The 16,219-nt window shown below is 72.1% G+C and carries 14 protein-coding genes; 2 read left to right on the top strand and 12 right to left on the bottom strand.

Annotation, left to right across the window (positions count from 1 at the left end):
• Positions 1-60 precede the first annotated feature (60 nt).
• The gene (locus ACNF49_RS16905) at positions 61-972 is read right to left on the bottom strand and encodes a TetR/AcrR family transcriptional regulator C-terminal domain-containing protein (protein WP_357984685.1); all 912 of its coding nucleotides are present in this window, start codon (positions 970-972) and stop codon (positions 61-63) included.
• Between the two features lie 155 nt (positions 973-1,127).
• Between ACNF49_RS16905 and ACNF49_RS16900 the strand changes: the two genes are divergently transcribed.
• Entirely contained in the window at positions 1,128-2,315 is a 1,188-nt protein-coding gene (locus ACNF49_RS16900) for an FAD-dependent monooxygenase (RefSeq protein ID WP_482944283.1), read from the top strand.
• 9 nt (positions 2,316-2,324) lie between these two features.
• Here the strand turns inward: ACNF49_RS16900 and ACNF49_RS16895 are convergent, their stop codons facing one another.
• From ACNF49_RS16895 to nadD, 3 genes are all read right to left on the bottom strand, one after another.
• Positions 2,325-2,954, bottom strand: a complete 630-nt coding sequence (locus ACNF49_RS16895; RefSeq protein ID WP_357984679.1) for a histidine phosphatase family protein — start codon at positions 2,952-2,954, stop codon at positions 2,325-2,327.
• Positions 2,951-3,346 (bottom strand): ribosome silencing factor, encoded by a 396-nt coding sequence (rsfS, locus tag ACNF49_RS16890; RefSeq protein WP_125639389.1) that lies wholly within the window; start codon positions 3,344-3,346, stop codon positions 2,951-2,953. Before rsfS ends, ACNF49_RS16895 begins: the two co-directional genes overlap by 4 nt.
• Positions 3,347-3,437: 91 nt before the next feature.
• A complete protein-coding gene (gene nadD / locus ACNF49_RS16885) occupies positions 3,438-4,055 on the bottom strand; it encodes a nicotinate-nucleotide adenylyltransferase (RefSeq protein WP_357984672.1) in 618 nt (205 codons plus the stop codon).
• Between the two features lie 87 nt (positions 4,056-4,142).
• On the opposite strand from nadD, the gene ACNF49_RS16880 reads away from it, so the two are divergent.
• Entirely contained in the window at positions 4,143-5,174 is a 1,032-nt protein-coding gene (locus ACNF49_RS16880; protein ID WP_482944282.1) for a M48 family metallopeptidase, read from the top strand.
• Positions 5,175-5,195: 21 nt separating this feature from the next.
• Here ACNF49_RS16880 and ACNF49_RS16875 read toward each other — a convergent pair whose 3' ends face one another.
• The 8 genes from ACNF49_RS16875 to ACNF49_RS16840 form a co-directional block, all read right to left on the bottom strand.
• Entirely contained in the window at positions 5,196-7,184 is a 1,989-nt protein-coding gene (locus ACNF49_RS16875) for a serine/threonine-protein kinase (protein WP_357984666.1), read from the bottom strand.
• Positions 7,185-7,275: 91 nt separating this feature from the next.
• Positions 7,276-7,452, bottom strand: a complete 177-nt coding sequence (locus tag ACNF49_RS16870) for a hypothetical protein (protein ID WP_357984663.1) — start codon at positions 7,450-7,452, stop codon at positions 7,276-7,278.
• Positions 7,453-7,502: 50 nt separating this feature from the next.
• Positions 7,503-8,786 (bottom strand): glutamate-5-semialdehyde dehydrogenase, encoded by a 1,284-nt coding sequence (locus ACNF49_RS16865; protein WP_357984660.1) that lies wholly within the window; start codon positions 8,784-8,786, stop codon positions 7,503-7,505.
• A 10-nt stretch (positions 8,787-8,796) separates the two neighbouring features.
• Positions 8,797-9,918: a glutamate 5-kinase gene (proB, locus tag ACNF49_RS16860; RefSeq protein ID WP_482944281.1), complete on the bottom strand. Its 1,122-nt coding sequence runs from the start codon at positions 9,916-9,918 to the stop codon at positions 8,797-8,799.
• A 690-nt stretch (positions 9,919-10,608) separates the two neighbouring features.
• Positions 10,609-11,961: a GTPase ObgE gene (gene obgE / locus ACNF49_RS16855; protein ID WP_482944280.1), complete on the bottom strand. Its 1,353-nt coding sequence runs from the start codon at positions 11,959-11,961 to the stop codon at positions 10,609-10,611.
• A gap of 136 nt (positions 11,962-12,097) precedes the next feature.
• Complete coding sequence (rpmA, locus tag ACNF49_RS16850) at positions 12,098-12,355, bottom strand: 50S ribosomal protein L27 (protein ID WP_012893687.1); 258 nt, start codon at positions 12,353-12,355, stop codon at positions 12,098-12,100.
• Between the two features lie 15 nt (positions 12,356-12,370).
• On the bottom strand, positions 12,371-12,673 hold the full coding sequence (gene rplU / locus ACNF49_RS16845; RefSeq protein ID WP_055506260.1) for a 50S ribosomal protein L21: 303 nt from the start codon (positions 12,671-12,673) through the stop codon (positions 12,371-12,373).
• Between the two features lie 208 nt (positions 12,674-12,881).
• Positions 12,882-16,112 carry an Rne/Rng family ribonuclease gene (locus tag ACNF49_RS16840; RefSeq protein ID WP_482944279.1) on the bottom strand — a complete coding sequence of 1,077 codons (3,231 nt, stop codon included), beginning with the start codon at positions 16,110-16,112 and terminating at the stop codon, positions 12,882-12,884.
• Positions 16,113-16,219 lie beyond the last annotated feature (107 nt).

Here is a 16,219-nt window from a genome sequence, read left to right as displayed (position 1 = left end):
CCGCTGCGGGATCACCCGTTGCGGCGCTCCGAGAGCATATAGCCATCCGCGCCCTTTCACCTAATCGCCCGGCCGCCGTCCGCCTTGCACCCGTGCCACCAGCACGGCGAGGCCGTCGAGCTGCCTGCGGAGCCCGAACTCGAAGACGGAGTCCAGGTCCAGATCCACCCCGGGATCCGTGACCACCTTCGCCAGAGTCGGATAGGCGCCGGAGGCGAACAACGCCGCCATCTCCCCTTCGTGCTCGCTCAACCAGTCGTCCTCGGTCACCCCGGTCTCGGTACGCGCCTGCAGCTCCGCCTCCAGGGCCACGGCGGTGCCCCGGACGAAGTTCACCAGGGAGACGACGGCGTGCAGCATGGCGCCGGCGTCGAGGCCGAGCCCGTCCAGGGCGCGCAGCAGCCGTTCGGTGGACGCCATGCCGTTGGGCACGAGCTGCGGCCGGGTCAGCGAGACCGCCTGCGCCAGCCACGGATGCCGCAGGTGCACCCGCCACAGCTGCCGGAGCTCCAGCTCCAGCCGGGCCCGCCAGCCCCGCGGCGGCTGCCCGGCGGGCGGCTCCTCGCCGTAGACCGCGTCGATCATGAGCCGGACGAGCTCGTCCTTGCCCGCCACATGCCGGTACAGGGACATGGCGGAGGCGTCGAGCTCGGCGGCCAGGCGGCGCATCGACACGGCGGCCAGCCCCTCCCGGTCGGCGACCCTGATCGCCTCGCGCACGACACGCCGCCCGGTGAGGTCCTGCGCCGCCCGCCGCACGGGCCCGGCGACGACGGTCCCGACGCCCGGCACGGCCCGCGTGAGCCCCTCCTCGCGCAACCTGCCGAGGGCCCTGGTCGCGGTGGCCATCGCCACGCCCCACTCCCGGATGATCTGCCGGGTCGAGGGCACCTTGTCCCCCGGCGCCAGCTCGCCGGCGGCGATGCGGTCGCGCAGCTCCTCCACGATCCGCAGATACACGGGCCGATCCACGTCCACCCCTCCGCAGCACTAGTGCACCAGGACCGGCGCACCCATCGGCACCTCAGCAGCGCACTAGTGCGCCGGGCGACCCTCTTGCCTGTTGGAAAACCCGAACCTACGGTACGGCGTACAACGTACATGGCGCACTACCAAGGGAGGCTTCCGTGCAGACCGTACTCATCTCCGGCGGCGGCGTCGCCGGGCCCACGCTCGCCCACTGGCTGGCCCGCCACGGGTTCCGGCCGACCGTCGTCGAACGCGCCCCCGCCCTGCGCACCGGCGGCCAGGCCGTCGACTTCCGCGGCGCCCCGCAGCTGGAGGTCCTGGAGCGCATGGGCGTGCTGGACCCGATCAGGGCGGCCCGGACCGGCATGGGCGACATCGCCATCGTCGACAGCGGCGGCAGACGGCTGGCCAGGCTGCCGTCGGAGGTGTTCAGCGGCGACGTGGAGATCCTGCGCGGCGACCTGACCCGCATCCTGAACGAAGCCGCCCCCGCCGAGCGCCTCCTCGGCGACTCGATCACCTCCCTGACCGAGCGCCCCGACGGCGTGCACGTGACCTTCGAAAAGGCCGCACCCCGCACGTTCGACCTGGTCGTCGGCGCGGACGGCATCCGCAGCAAGGTACGCGAGCTGGCCTTCCCCGCCGCTCCCCTGCGCCATCTCGGCTTCTACGGCGCCGTCTTCTCCGTCCCCGGCACGTACGGGCTGGACCACGACGGCCTGATGCACAACGTGCCGGGCCGCTGCGCCACCATCGTCAGGACGAACGGCCGGACCAGGGCGGCGCTCGACTTCGCCACGCCCCCGCTCGACGTCGGCCACCGCGACCAGGCGGCGCAGCGGGCCCTGGTGGCGCGGGCGTTCCGGGGAGTGGGCTGGCAGGTCCCGTCCCTGCTGGCGGCCATGGACAGGGCCGAGGACTTCTACTTCTGGCAGGCCGCCCAGGTCGTCCTGCCCCGGTGGTCGTCCGGCCGGGTGGCGCTGGTCGGCGACGCCGGGTACGCCCCCGGCCCCGGCGGCATGGGCACGGGGCTCGGGATGATCGGCGCGTACGTGCTGGCCGCCGAGCTGGCCACGGCCCCCGACGACCACAGCGCCGCCTTCGCCGCCTACGAGCGGCGGATGCGGCCGTACGTCGAGGTGTGCCAGAAGCAGGCCGAGGGGGCCGACAAATACCTCGTGCCGGGCACGCGGGCGCGGATCCGGCTGCGGAACCAGATGATGCGCATGCTGCCGTACCTGCCGGGCAAGGGCATGGTCAAGCGGATGACGGACAAGGCCGCGAGCGCCGTCACGCTGCCGGACCACCCCGGGCAGGGCGCTCGCCGCCCCGCGCAGCCGGCCTGAGCAGGTCGGCTACGCCTCCGCGTCAGGGCGGTCGTCGCTGCTGATGGGCTCGGGAAGGGTGCCCGCGTTGTGTTCGAGCAGCCGCCAGCCCTGACGGCCCTCCTGCAGGACCGACCAGGAGCAGTTGCCCAGCCCGCCCAGCGCCGGCCACAGCTCCTCGGGCAGGCCGAGCAGCTCGCAGATGCCGAGGCGCAGCGCCGCGCCGTGCGAGGCGACGACCAGGAGGCCGTCGTCGTCGAGCCGGGCCGCCCACTTGCGCATGGAGGTGGCCACCCGTGTCGCGACCTCCGAGACGGGCTCGCCGTCGGGGGCCTCCCAGGCGATGTACTCCTCGGGCCAGCGCGCGGCGATCTCGTCGCGCGTCAGCCCCTCCCACTGGCCGCCGCCGCGTTCGCGGAAGTCCTTGTCGACGGTCACGTCGAGCCCCACGAGCCTGCCGAGCGCCAGGGCCGTGTCATGGGCGCGCTGGAGGTCGGAGGAGACGATGAGGGTGGGCCGCAGCGAGGCCAGCAGCGAGGCGGCCCTGGCCGCCTGCGCGACGCCGGTCTCGTCGAGCGGGATGTCGGAGTGCCCCTGGAAGCGGTGCTCGACGTTCCACAGGGTCTGTCCGTGGCGGAGGCAGACGATCCGCCTGCTCAACTGCGGGCCCGCTGCATGTTGGCGAGCATGACGCTCTCCGGCAGGCCGATGGCCGGGCAGTCCTTCCACAGACGCTCGAGCGCGTAGAACGTACGGTCTTCCTCATGCTGGACGTGCACGACGATGTCGATGTAGTCGAGCAGCACCCAGCGGCCCTCGCGCTCGCCCTCGCGGCGCACGGGCTTGGCGTCGGCCTCGGTGCGCAGCCGGTCTTCGATCTCGTCGACGATGGCGCGGACCTGGCGGTCGTTCGTGGCGGAGCAGAGCAGGAAGGCGTCGGTGATGACGAGCTGCTCGCTCACGTCATAGGCGAGGATGTCATCGGCCAGCTTGTCGGCCGCGGCCTCGGCGGCGATCTGGACGAGCTGAACGGATCTGTCGGATGCGGTCACGATGCGGGTCTGTCCTCCTGTGTCGGCAGCATGCCCATATACCGAGGGTACCCTTCCAGGCCGAAACCCCTCACCCACGGCGCGGAGAGCTTCAGCCTTCCCCGTGATACAGCCCTCGTTTGTTGATGTACTGCACGATTCCGTCCGGCACCAGATACCAGATCGGCTCCCCCTTGGCCACCCGCTGACGGCACTCCGACGACGAGATGGCCAGCGCGGGGATCTCCAGCAGGGTCACCCGGCCCTCGGGCAGCCCGGGATCGTGCAGTGTGTGCCCCGGACGGGTGCAGCCCACGAAGTGCGCCAGCTCGAACAGCTCATCGGCGTCCTGCCAGCCCAGGATCGCGCCGAGCGCGTCGGCGCCGGTGATGAAGAACAGGTCCACCTGCGGGCCGTAGACCTGGGAGATGTCCCGCAGCGTGTCGATGGTGAAGGTGGGGCCGGGGCGGTCCACGTCCACCCTGCTCACGGAGAAACGGGGGTTGGAGGCCGTGGCGATGACCGTCATCAGATAGCGGTCCTCGGGCGCCGACACCTCGCGTCCGGACTTCTGGTACGGCCGCCCGGTCGGCACGAACACGACCTCGTCGAGGTCGAAGTGATGGGCGACCTCGCTTGCTGCGACCAGGTGGCCGTGGTGGATGGGATCGAAGGTCCCGCCCATCACACCCACCCGCCGCTTCCCCTGGACCCCAGGCGCGTTCATCATGAGTCGGACCCTACGCGGACGCGGTACCCGAACATGACGGCACCCCCCTTGGTGATGTTCGCGCATCACATCCGTTGCGGACGTAGCATGCCGGGCATGACGACCACCCCGGACCGCAACCGCGTCCAACTGCCCGGCATCTCGTCCCGAGCCTACGAACACCCCGCAGACCGGTCCGCCCTGGTCGCTCTGCGCAAGTTGAGTGGGTTCGACACGGTTCTCAAGCAGATGTCCGGTCTTGTCAGTGAGCGCCGCCTTCGCCTGATGTACCTGGCGTCGTCCGTGCGCGTCAGCGAGACCCAGTTCCGCTCCCTGTACGACATGGGGCGCGACGCCGCCTACATCCTCGACCTGCACCGCATCCCGGAGATCTACGTCCAGCAGGACCCGCAGGTCCAGGCCAAGGCCATCGGCTTCGACGACCCGTTCATCGTCGTCACCACCGGCCTGCTCAACCTCATGGACGAGGAGGAGCAGCGCTTCGTCATCGGCCACGAGACCTCGCACATCCTGTCGGGTCACGCGGTCTACCGGACGATGCTCGACATCCTCACCCGCCTGGCCACGCGCGTCGCCTGGATCCCGCTCGGCTACATCGGGTTGCGCGCGATCGTCGCGGGCCTGGAGGAGTGGTATCGCAAGTCGGAGCTCTCCTCCGACCGCGGCGGCCTGCTGACCGCCCAGAACCCCGAGTCGGCCAAGCGCGCCCTGATGAAGCTCGCCGGCGGCGACTACACCCACGAGATGAACATCGAGGCGTTCCTGGCGCAGTACCAGGAGTACGACACCGCGGGCGACCTGCGCGACGGCTTCCTCAAGGTGCTCAACCTGCTCGGCACCACCCACCCGTTCGCCGTGGTGCGCGTGGCCGAGCTCGACAGGTGGCAGCGCAGCGGCGAGTACGACCGCATCATCGGCGGCGACTACCCGCGCCGGGAGGACGACGCCAACGCCCGCGTCACCGACGAGATCAAGGCGGCGGCCGAGTCCTACCGCGCCTCCTGGTCCCAGTCGCAGGACCCGTTCATCGGCGTGCTGCGCGACGTTGCCGAAGGGGCGGTGAACGCGGGCGAGCGCATCTTCAACCGCTTCTCGCGCCGCGACGGCGGCCAGGGCTGACCGGCTGGCCGTCCTCGCCGCCTACAGCAGGAGGGCGATCGCGCGCACGGCGGCCGCGCACAGGGCGACGAACCCGCCCAGCACGGCCAGTGCGCGCAGCCCTTCCCTGCGCAACTCCGGCAGCTTGCCGCCGATCCGCTCGATCTCGCGCCCGGTGATACCGCCGCACAACATGCCGAACACCACCGCCGCGACCGTCACGGGCGCCGGCTGCTGCCACCAGTCGGAGTCGATCTGACCGCCACCGGTCACCCAGAGCGCACCGCCCGACGCCACCGCGACGGGCACTCCCGGCCACACCACGGCGGTCGCCGCCGCCCCGGTCAGCGCGAACGGGAACAGCAACACGCGCAGCGCGATCCGCATGCGACGCGCGCTGCGCTTCCTGACCAGCCAATGACTCATCCAGAGCGTCCTGGTCAGCACCACGAACGCCGTCGTGATGGCGATCGAGGCGATCGGCCAGATCACCGACGTCACCACGCACGGCACCGCCAGCACCGCGAGCAGCAGCAGAGCCGTGTTGCCCGCGGGCAGCGTGGTCGGCGCCTCGCCCCTGAGCCTGCCCCGCCGGCCGTCCTGTGACCTGCTCCGCACGGCCGCCGTCGCCCGCGCGCGCGGGCCCGTCTTGGGGTCGGCGCCGATCCTGGTCCGGGGCGTGGCGGCCTTGCCGTCGGTGTTCGTCCTGCTCCGCGGCGGCGGAACCGCGCCGTCGGCCCTGACCCGCGTCCCGTCGGCGCCGGTGCGGGCCCGCGTGCCCTCCGTGCCGGTGCGGGTCCGCGTCCCCTCCGTGCCGGTCCTGGCGCGGGTGCCCTCCGCTCCCGGCCTGGGGCGGGGGCCGGAGGCCGGTCCTTCTGCGCCCGTCCTGGTGCGCGATCCGGGGGCCGCGCCGTCCGTGCCCGGCCTGGGGCGTGCGCCCGAGGCCGCGCCGTCGGCCCGGCTCCGCGCGGCGGGCGGCTCGGTCCGGTTCCGCGCCGTCGGCGGTTCCGTCCGGTTCCTGGGTACGGGCGGCTTTCCGTCCACGCCGGTACGCGTGCGCGGCACGGGCGTCTTCCCGTCCGTGCCCGTACGGCCGCGCGGCACGGGCGTCTTGCCCTCCGTGCCGGCCCGGCCGCGGGGCGCGGGGACCTCGGCCGCCGCGCCGTTCGCCCGGTTCCGCGCGCTCTCGCCCCTGGACGCCTCCTCGGCGGCCGCGGGCGCGTCGCCGTCGGGCCCGTTCGTGGCCTTGGCCAGCCGGGAGAGCCGGTCGGCCAGCAACGCCGCGGTGGGCCGCTTGCCGGGCTCCCGGTTGAGCGCGGCCCGCACCAGCGGCAGCAGCGCCACCGGCACGCCCTTGAGGTCGGCCTGCCCGTTCAGCACCGCGTACATCTGCGCCTCGGCCGTGCCGCGCCCGAACGTGGGCCGCCCGGTCGCCGCGAACGCCACCGTCGCGGCCCAGGCGTGCACGTCGGCGGGCGAGTCGACCTGCTCGTCGGCGAAGATCTCCGGCGCGGTGTAACCGGGCGTGCCGAGGAACGTGCCCGTCATGGTGAGCCTGGTCGCGTCGAGCACCTGCGCGATGCCGAAGTCGATGAGGACCGGCCCCTCGGTGCCCATGATGATGTTGCCCGGCTTCAGGTCGCGGTGCACGACCCCGGCCGCGTGGATGATGGCCAGCGCCGCGGCGATGCTCTGCGCCATGTGCACGAGCTGGCCCAGGTCGAGCGGCCCGCTCTGGCGTACGCGCTCCAGCAGCGTGACGCCCTCGATGTGCTCCATGACCAGGTAGGGCCGGGCGCAGCTCAGGTCGGCGTCGAGCACCTTGGCCACGTAGGGGCTCTCGACCCTGCGCAGCGCGCGCACCTCGCGCTCCAGCCTGACCCGGGACATCTCGTCCTCGGCCAGGTCGTGGAGGACCTTGAGTGCGACCTGCTCGCCACGGCGGGTGGTGGCGAGGTAGACCTCGCCCATGCCGCCTCGGCCGAGCCGCTCGACCAGGCTGTACGGCCCGACCTTGCCGAGCTTGCTCACCGTCCCTCCCCGCCCGGCGCGCCCATAAGGGACACAACCCTAGCGCTGGGACGACACTTGACGCCCGCGGCGCGCCGGAGCCGTTGAACCTTTATCGGTGTGAACGGTCGGAGAGCATGCTGTCGAGCTCGGCCGTGGGTTCCTCGGCCAGGGCCTTGCGCCCCTTCCTGCGCCAGTTGACGTGCCCGCGGCTCTCCAGCCAGAGCAGCAGACGGTCGGCGCCGAACAGCACCGCGGCAGAGAAGACAAGGGCGACGACAATTTCCATGACACCCAGTCAACCCAGGCCGCGGGCCGTCGGTCAGCCCGACACGCCGACTAACCGCAAGCCGGTCCGGGCACCACGGTGCCTTCTGACGTGCGCAGATGCCCTTCTCCTGTGTAGATCCACTTGGTGGAGGTCAGCTCCGGCAGGCCCATCGGGCCACGCGCGTGCAGCTTCTGCGTGGAGATGCCGATCTCCGCACCGAACCCGAACTCGCCCCCGTCGGTGAACCTGGTCGAGGCGTTCACCGCCACGGCCGCGGAGTCCACGAGCGAGACGAAGCGGCGGGCGGCCGGCTGCGACCGGGTGACGATCGCGTCGGTGTGCCCGGAGCCGTAGCGCCGGATGTGGGCCACGGCCTCCTCCAGCGAGCCGACGACGGCGGCGGCGATGTCGAGCGACAGGTATTCGGTGGCGAAGTCGTCGTCGGTGACCGGCACGACCTCGCCGTAGCCGGCGATGCGCTCGTCACCGTGGACGGTCACCCCGGCCTCGGCCAGCGCCCGCAGCGCCCTCGGCACGAACGCGTCGGCGACCCCCTCGTGGACGAGGAACGTCTCGGCCGCGTTGCACACCGACGGCCGCTGCGCCTTGGAGTTGACCAGGATCTGCACGGCCAGGTCGAGATCGGCCTCCGCGTCGACGTAGACGTGGCAGTTGCCGACGCCGGTCTCGATCACCGGGACCGTGGACTCCTCGACCACCGAGTTGATCAGCGCCGCACCGCCGCGCGGGATCAGCACGTCGACCAGCCCGCGGGCGCGCATCAGCTCCTTGACCGACTCCCGCGTCGTACCCGGCACGAGCTGCACCGCCCCGGCGGGCACCTGCGTGCCCGCGAGCGCGCCCTGCATGATCCGCACCAGCGCCGTGTTGGACGAGTAGGCGCTAGACGAGCCTCTGAGCAGCACCGCGTTGCCGCTCTTGAGGCAGAGCGCGGCGGCGTCGACCGTGACGTTGGGACGCCCCTCGTAGATGATGCCGATCACGCCCAGCGGCACCCTGAGCTGCCGCAGCTCCAGCCCGTTGGGCAGCGTGCTGCCCCGGACGACCTCACCGACCGGGTCGGGCAGGTCTGCCACCTGCCGCACGGCCTCGGCGATGGCCTCGATCCTGGCCTCGTCGAGCCGCAGCCGGTCGATCATCGCCTCGGACGTGCCCTGGGCCCGCGCCCGCTCGACGTCCTCGGCGTTGGCCTCGACGATCTCCGCCGCGTGCGCGACCAGGGCGTCGGCGATCACCCGCAACGCCCGGTCCTTGGGCGCCCGCGGCAGCGGGGCCAGCTCGGCGGCGGCCTCTCGTGCCGCGCGGGCGACCTTCAGGAACTCCTCGGACATCGCGTGCTCCTCACTGGTGACGGGCTTCCAGTATGACGATGTCGTCGCGGTGGATCAGCTCGCGTTCATATTCCGGACCGAGCGCGCTGGCCAGCTCCTTCGTGGAGCGGCCGAGCAGCCCCGGGATCTCCACGGCGTCGAAGTTGACCAGGCCGCGCGCCACCACGCCGCCCTGCGGCCCGCACAGGTCGACCGGGTCGCCCGCGGCGAACTCGCCCTCCACGGACGTCACACCGGCGGGCAGCAGCGACTTGCGCCGGCCCACGATCGCCTCGACCGCCCCCTCGTCGAGGTGCAGCCGGCCGCGCCCGGTGGTGGCGTGGGCGAGCCACAGCAGCCGCGTGCCGGGGTGCCGGCCGCCGGGGTGGAAGTAGGTGCCGATGTCGGCCCCGGTGAGCGCCTGGGCGGCGTGGGCGGCGGCGGTGAGCACGACCGGCACGCCCGCGCCCGTGGCGATCCTGGCCGCCTGGACCTTGGTCACCATGCCGCCGGTGCCGACCGCCGCGCCGTTCCTGCCCAGCTCGACGCCGACCAGGTCCTCGGGACCGCGCACCTCGGCCAGCCGGCGCGAGCCGGGCCGGCTCGGCGGGCCGTCGTAGAGGGCGTCGACGTCGGACAGCAGCACCAGCGCGTCGGCGTGGATGAGGTGGGAGACCAGCGCGGCGAGCCGGTCGTTGTCGCCGAACCTGATCTCGTCGGTGGCGACCGTGTCGTTCTCGTTGACGATCGGCACGATGCCCAGCTCCAGCAGCCGGGCCAGGGTGCGCTGGGCGTTGGCGTGGTGGGCGCGGCGCATCATGTCGTCGGCGGTCAGCAGCACCTGGCCGACGCGCAGGCCGTAGCGGGCGAATGAGGAGGTGTAGCGCGCGACCAGCACCCCCTGGCCGACGGAGGCCGCCGCCTGCTGGGTGGCCAGGTCGCGTGGTCGCGCCGACAACCCCAGCGGGCCGAGACCCGCCGCGATCGCTCCCGACGACACCAGCACGATCTGCGCCCCGGCACGCCGCCGCGCCGCCAGGACGTCTACCAAGGCGTCGACCCGGTCGACGTCGATCATGCCCTGGGGGGTGGTGAGCGAGGAGGAGCCGACCTTGACGACGACCCTCGACGCTGAGCTGATCTGTTCCCGCACGCCTGACAGCCTATCCGCGCCCCACCCCCCGCCTTCCCCCTTCACCCCCCGCAGAACCGCGCCCGCCCGCGCCCCTTCACACAACATCGCCACCCCTAACGGATCAGCGACGCTCCCCCCGTACGCCCCCAGCCCCTACACCCCAGGAAAACCACCGCGGCCCTCCACGCAACCGCCGCCTTCCCCCTCACAGAACGCCAACAACCGCACCACCAGCCCGCCTACCGCCCCTTCACCCCCAAGGAACCTAAGCAGCCCCGAACCGAACAGCCACCGCCTCCGGCCCCTCTATCCCCGTAGAGCAGCGACGGACCCCGTACGCCCCCGCCTCCGAACCCTTCACCCCGAGACCCCTCAGCGGCCCCACCGCACAGCCACCACCGCCAGCCCTTCGCCTCCTGAAGAACCACAGCGATCCCGCCGCGCGCCCGCCGCCCCCAGCCCCCAGCCCCACCCTCGCAGAACGGCAGCAATCCACCCCACGGCCACCACCACCGGCCCTTTACCTCCCGTGGAACCACAACGGTCCCGCCATGAGAAACCACCGGCGGGCGCGTTCGCAACGCACCCACCGGCTGCGGTCACCCCAAACAGCGGTCACCAGACGGCGGGCACGCCATGCGGCGGGCACGCCATGCGGTGGTCACCAGACGGTGGTCACGCCAAGAGGACCGTCGACCCCGGCAGCGGTCAGTCGAGGCGGTTGTCCGAGCCGCGTGGCCCCTGCCGCACCGACTCGGCGCTGAGCGTCGGCTGCCAGTCGAAGACGTACCCGCCCTCCATCGGCCCGATGACCACCTCGGCCCCCGCCTTGGCACCCGCCTTGACCAGCTCCGTCTCCACGCCGAGCCGTTCGAGCCGGTCGGCCAGGTATCCGACGGCCTCGTCGTTGCTGAAGTCGGTCTGCCGGATCCACCGCTCCGGCTTCTCGCCAGTGACCTGGAACAGGTTCTCGTTGACCCGGCGCACCTTGAACCCGGCGTCGCCGAGCTGCTTGGGCCTGATCACCAGTCGGGTCGGCTCCTCGACCGGCCTGTTGGCCCCGGCCGCCGCCACCCACTCGCCCATCGCGTACGTGAGCTCCCGCAACCCGTCGTGCGTGGCCGCCGAGATGACGAAGACCTGCAGCCCCCGCTCCTCGAACTCGGCCCTGACCAGGTCGGCCAGCTCCCGCGCGTCAGGCACGTCGGCCTTGTTCAGCACGATCATCCGCGGCCGGTCCTCGAGCTTCCCGTACGCCTGCAGCTCGGCCTCGATCACCTCGTAGTCGGTGAGGGGGTCGCGCCCCGGCTCCATGGTCGCGCAGTCGATGACGTGCACGAGCATGTCACAGCGCTCGACATGACGGAGGAACTCGTGCCCGAGCCCCTTGCCCTGCGAGGCCCCCGGGATCAACCCGGGCACGTCGGCGACCGTGAACACGTTCTCGCCGGCCGTCACGACCCCCAGGTTGGGGATGAGGGTGGTGAACGGATAGTCCGCGATCTTCGGCTTGGCCGCGCTCAGCGCCGCGATCAACGACGACTTGCCTGCGCTGGGGAACCCGACCAGCGCCACGTCCGCGACGCTCTTGAGCTCCAGCATGACGTCGAGCCCGTCACCGGGCTCCCCCAGCAGCGCGAACCCGGGCGCCTTCCGCCGGGCCGTGGCCAGCGCGGCGTTCCCCAGCCCGCCGTGGCCGCCCTGCGCGATGACGTACCGGGTGCCGGCCCCCACCAGGTCGACCAGCACCTCACCCGTGTTGGCGTCCTTCACCACGGTCCCGTTCGGGACGGCGAGGAGCACGTCGTCGCCGTTGGCGCCGTCACGGTTGGAGCCCTGCCCCTGCTTGCCGTTGTCGGCCTTGCGATGGGGACGGCGGTGATATTCCAGCAAGGTCGCGGTGTTGGGATCGACCTCAAGGATCACGTCGCCGCCACGACCGCCGTTCCCCCCGTCGGGGCCGCCGAGCGGCTTGAACTTCTCCCGGTGGATGGAGGCGCACCCGTTCCCTCCGTCACCGGCCTTGACGTGCAGGACCACCTGGTCCACGAAGTCCGGCATCCAGCTCTCCTCCATCAGCCCACCAGGGCATACAAGATCATTCACAACATGGCGCCCCCGCAGGGCCCCCAGAAAACGCCTAAGGGGTGGATCGACAGGCGATCCACCCCTTGAAGCAACACCGAAGCGAAGCTGATTACTCCGCGACGGGAACGATGCTGACGGCGCGACGACCGCGCTTGACGCCGAACTGCACGTGGCCCGCGGCCAGCGCGAACAGCGTGTCATCGCCACCGCGGCCGACGTTGTCGCCGGGGTGGAAGTGGGTGCCGCGCTGGCGAACGATGATCTCGCCCGCGTTCACCAGCTGGCCGCCGAAGCGCTTGACGCCCAGGCGCTGAGCATTGGAGTCACGGCCGTTCCGGGTGGACGACGCGCCCTTCTTGTGTGCCATCTCTCAAACTCCCGATCAGGCCTGGTCGATACCGGTGATCTTCACCTGGGTGTACCGCTGACGGTGACCCTGGCGCTTCTTGTAACCGGTCTTGTTCTTGTACTTGAGAATGCGGATCTTCGGGCCCTTGGTCTCACCGAGGATCTCGGCGCTGACCGTGAACTTGCCCGCCTCGGTGGTCACATCGCCGTCGTTGACGACGAGCACCGTCGGCAGCGTAACCGAAGAGCCGACCTCGCCGGCGACCTTGTCCACCTCGAGGACGTCACCGACGGAGACCTTCTGCTGCCTGCCGCCGCAACGAACGATCGCGTACACCGCGGAACCCTTCTACTGACTCGCTGTTGCCCTTAGCCGCCTCGCATCGAGGCGGCCGCCGAATGCTGCGCCTATCATTCGGCCTGTCTCAAACCGACGAACCGAGTAAGCGCGCCAACAGGGCACGTCACCTGACGCACCGATTCACCAGGGTACCGCTTAACGGTGCCCTAGGCGAACCGGACGGATCGTCGGAAGCCTGCCGAGGCTACTCGGCGGACTTGGCTCGGCGGGAGCGTCGCCGCCCTCTGCCGGAAGTCTGGCTGGCCTGGTCGTCCTCAGCCGGGACGTCATCAAGCGCACCGGTCACGGTATCACGGCTGGCGGAGTCCTTGGCCGCGGAAACCTTGTCCGAGACCGCCTTCTCGACCGCCATCTTGCCCTGCGTGCCGCGCGGCTCCGGCTTGGCCTCGACCGGCTCGGTCGAGACGATCAGCCCGCGCCCGTTGCAGCACTCGCAGGCCGTCGAGAACGCCTCCAGCAGCCCCTGACCGACCCGCTTACGCGTCATCTGCACCAGGCCCAGGGAGGTCACCTCGGCGACCTGGTGCTTGGTCCTGTCGCGCGCCAGGCACTCCAGCAGCCGCCGCAGCACCAGGTCGCGGTTGGACTCCAGCACCATGTCGATGAAGTCGATCACGATGATGCCGCCGATGTCCCGCAGCCGCAGCTGGCGCACGATCTCCTCGGCCGCCTCCAGGTTGTTCCTGGTGACGGTCTCCTCGAGGTTGCCGCCCTGGCCGGTGAACTTGCCGGTGTTGACGTCGACGACGGTCATCGCCTCGGTACGGTCGATCACCAGCGAGCCGCCGCTCGGCAGCCACACCTTGCGCTCCAGCGCCTTGCCCAGCTGCTCGTCGATCCGGTACGACTCGAACACGTCGCCCTGCCCGGTGTCCCAGCGCGACAGGCGCTCGGCCAGGTGCGGCGCGACGTACTTGACGTAGTCGTCGACGGTGTCCCAGGCGTCGTCGCCCTGCACGACCAGCGAGGTGAAGTCCTCGTTGAACACGTCGCGCACGACCCGGATCGTAAGGTCGGGCTCGGCCGACAGCAGCTCGGGCGGGCTGGCCGACTTGGCCTTCTTCTGGATGTTCTCCCACTGGGCCGACAGCCGGGCCACGTCGCGGGCCAGCTCGTCCTCGGAGGCGCCCTCGGCCGCGGTGCGGACGATCACACCGGCGTTCTCCGGCATGACCTTCTTCAGGATGCTCTTGAGCCGGGTGCGCTCCTTGTCGGGCAGCTTGCGGCTGATGCCGGTCATCGACCCGTCCGGCACGTACACCAGGTAACGGCCGGGCAGGCTGATCTGCGAGGTGAGCCGGGCGCCCTTGTGGCCGATCGGGTCCTTGGTGACCTGCACCAGCACCGACTGGCCGGACTTCAGCGCCGCCTCGATGCGCTTGGGCTGGCCTTCCAGCCCGGCGGTGTCGAAGTTCACCTCACCGGCGTACAGGACGGCGTTGCGCCCCTTGCCGATGTCCACGAACGCGGCCTCCATCGACGGCAGCACGTTCTGGACCTTGCCCAGGTAGACGTTGCCGACGTAGGACTGGCTGGCCTCGCGGTTGACGTAGTGCTCGACGAGCACGCCGTCCTCCAGGACCGCGATCTGCGTACGGTCGCCCTGGCGGCGCACCACCATCATGCGGTCGACGGACTCGCGGCGGGCCAGGAACTCCGACTCCGTGATGATCGGCGGACGCCTGCGGCCGAGCTCGCGCCCCTCGCGGCGGCGCTGCTTCTTGGCCTCCAGGCGGGTCGAGCCGCGCACGCTCTGCACGCCGTCGGTGGCGGTCTCCAGGGAGGCGGCACGGCCGGAGCGCGGCGCGCGGATGCGCACCACCGTGTTCGGCGGGTCGTCGCTGGAGGGCTCCAGCGTCTCCTCGGTGCCGCGGCGACGGCGACGGCGACGACGGCGCGAGCCGGCGGCCTCTTCCTCCTGGGCCTCCTCGCCCTGGTCCTCGCCTTCCTCCTCGTCGCCTTCCTCGCCGTCCTCGGCCTCGTCACGCTCGCGCGACTTGCCGCGGCCCCTGCCGCCGCGCCGGCGGCGGCGACGACGGCCGCCGCCCTCCTCCTCCTGCTCGTCGGAGGTGTCGACGTCGCCCTCGTCCTCGACGACGGTCTCGTCGACCAGCTCCTCGATCTCCTCGGGCTCGGGCTCCGGCTCGGGCCGCCGGATCACGGCGGGCTTGCCCTGGCTGGGGTCGGGGGCCTGGAACAGCGGCGCGAAGATGGCCGCCGGACGCTGGAACGCCGTGCCCGGCTCGTCGTGCCGGCGCGCGCTCAGCCCGAACGGGTCGGCGAGCAGGCTCGGGCGGTCGACGTCCTCGTCGAGGTCCTCGCCGGCGGGCTCGTCGTCGAGCGGCTCGTCCTCGGGCAGGATCTCCAGGATGTCCTCGTCGGCCGCCTCGGCGGCCTCGGGCACGGTGACGGCCACCTCCACGTCGGAGGGCGTCGCGACGACCTCGACGTCGGCGCCGGCCGGCGCCTCGACGACGACCTCTTCGGCCTTCTTCCGGGTACGCCGCCGCTTCGGTGCCTCGGCCTCCTCCTCCGGGAGCGCTTCCGCGATCTCCGGCTCGGCCTTCTTCGTCGTACGGCGGCGCGTCGTGGTCGCGGTGGACCGCGTGCGCGTGGCCCTCTTGGGCTTCTCCTCGGGAACGTCGGCGGCTTCCACCACGGCGTCGGCCACAGCGGCCTCGACCATACTGGCCACCTCGCCGGCACCGGCCGGGCCACCCGCGTACGCGGGGCTCTCGGCCTCCGGCGCGCCCGGAGTCTGCACCACGGGCGCCACGACCGGCTCGGCCGCACCGGCCATCCGCTCGGCGGCCGCACGCTGCTCGACGACCGGCGCCACGACGGGCTCCACGACGGGCTCTGCCGACGTGCCGGCCTGCGAGGCGGCAGGGCTCTCGGCCTGCTGCGGCGCCGGTCCCTCGGGCACGACAGCCCCAGGCGCACCGGCCCCGGCCGCGGCACCTTCGTACGCGCCGACCGCCGCACCTTCAGGCGCGCCGGCCACAGCGGAGACGCCCTGCGGCGCACCGGCTCCAGCCACGGCGCTCTCGGGCGCGCCGGGCTGTGCCTGAACGCCCTCCGGGCCGCTCTCGGCGACTCCGGCCGGACCTGCCGGCGTTTCGGCCGCGGGCGCCGCCGCGCGGGCCCGGGTTCTCCGGCCGCGCCCGGCGTCGGGCGCGGGCTCTCCGGCAGCGCGCTGCACGGCATTGGTCTGCACCGGTTGCACGTCGGCAACCGACGGCGCGGCCTGGGCGGCCGCGACGGTGATCGGGGCGGTGGCGGCCGGCTCCTCCGGCAGCTCCGGCGGAGGACCCGCCGGGCGGCTCGCGGAGCGGCGGCGCCTGGTCACCTTGGGCTGTTCAGTTGTCTCCCCGTCAGGGCCAGTGGCCCCGGCGTTGGGCTCGTTGTCGAGCATGCGGGCGCTCTCCCGTCAGCTCCCGGGCGCGTCGCCGCGCCGCGCAGGAGCCCTCGTGTCTCGTTGTCCGCCCCCGCCTCCGGAAAGGAGGCGCGGGCGCCAAGTCC

The sequence above is a fragment of the Actinomadura sp. ATCC 39365 genome (genome assembly GCF_054392275.1).
Note: the sequence above shows the minus strand (reverse complement) of the source record. Positions and strands in the feature narration are given on the sequence as shown.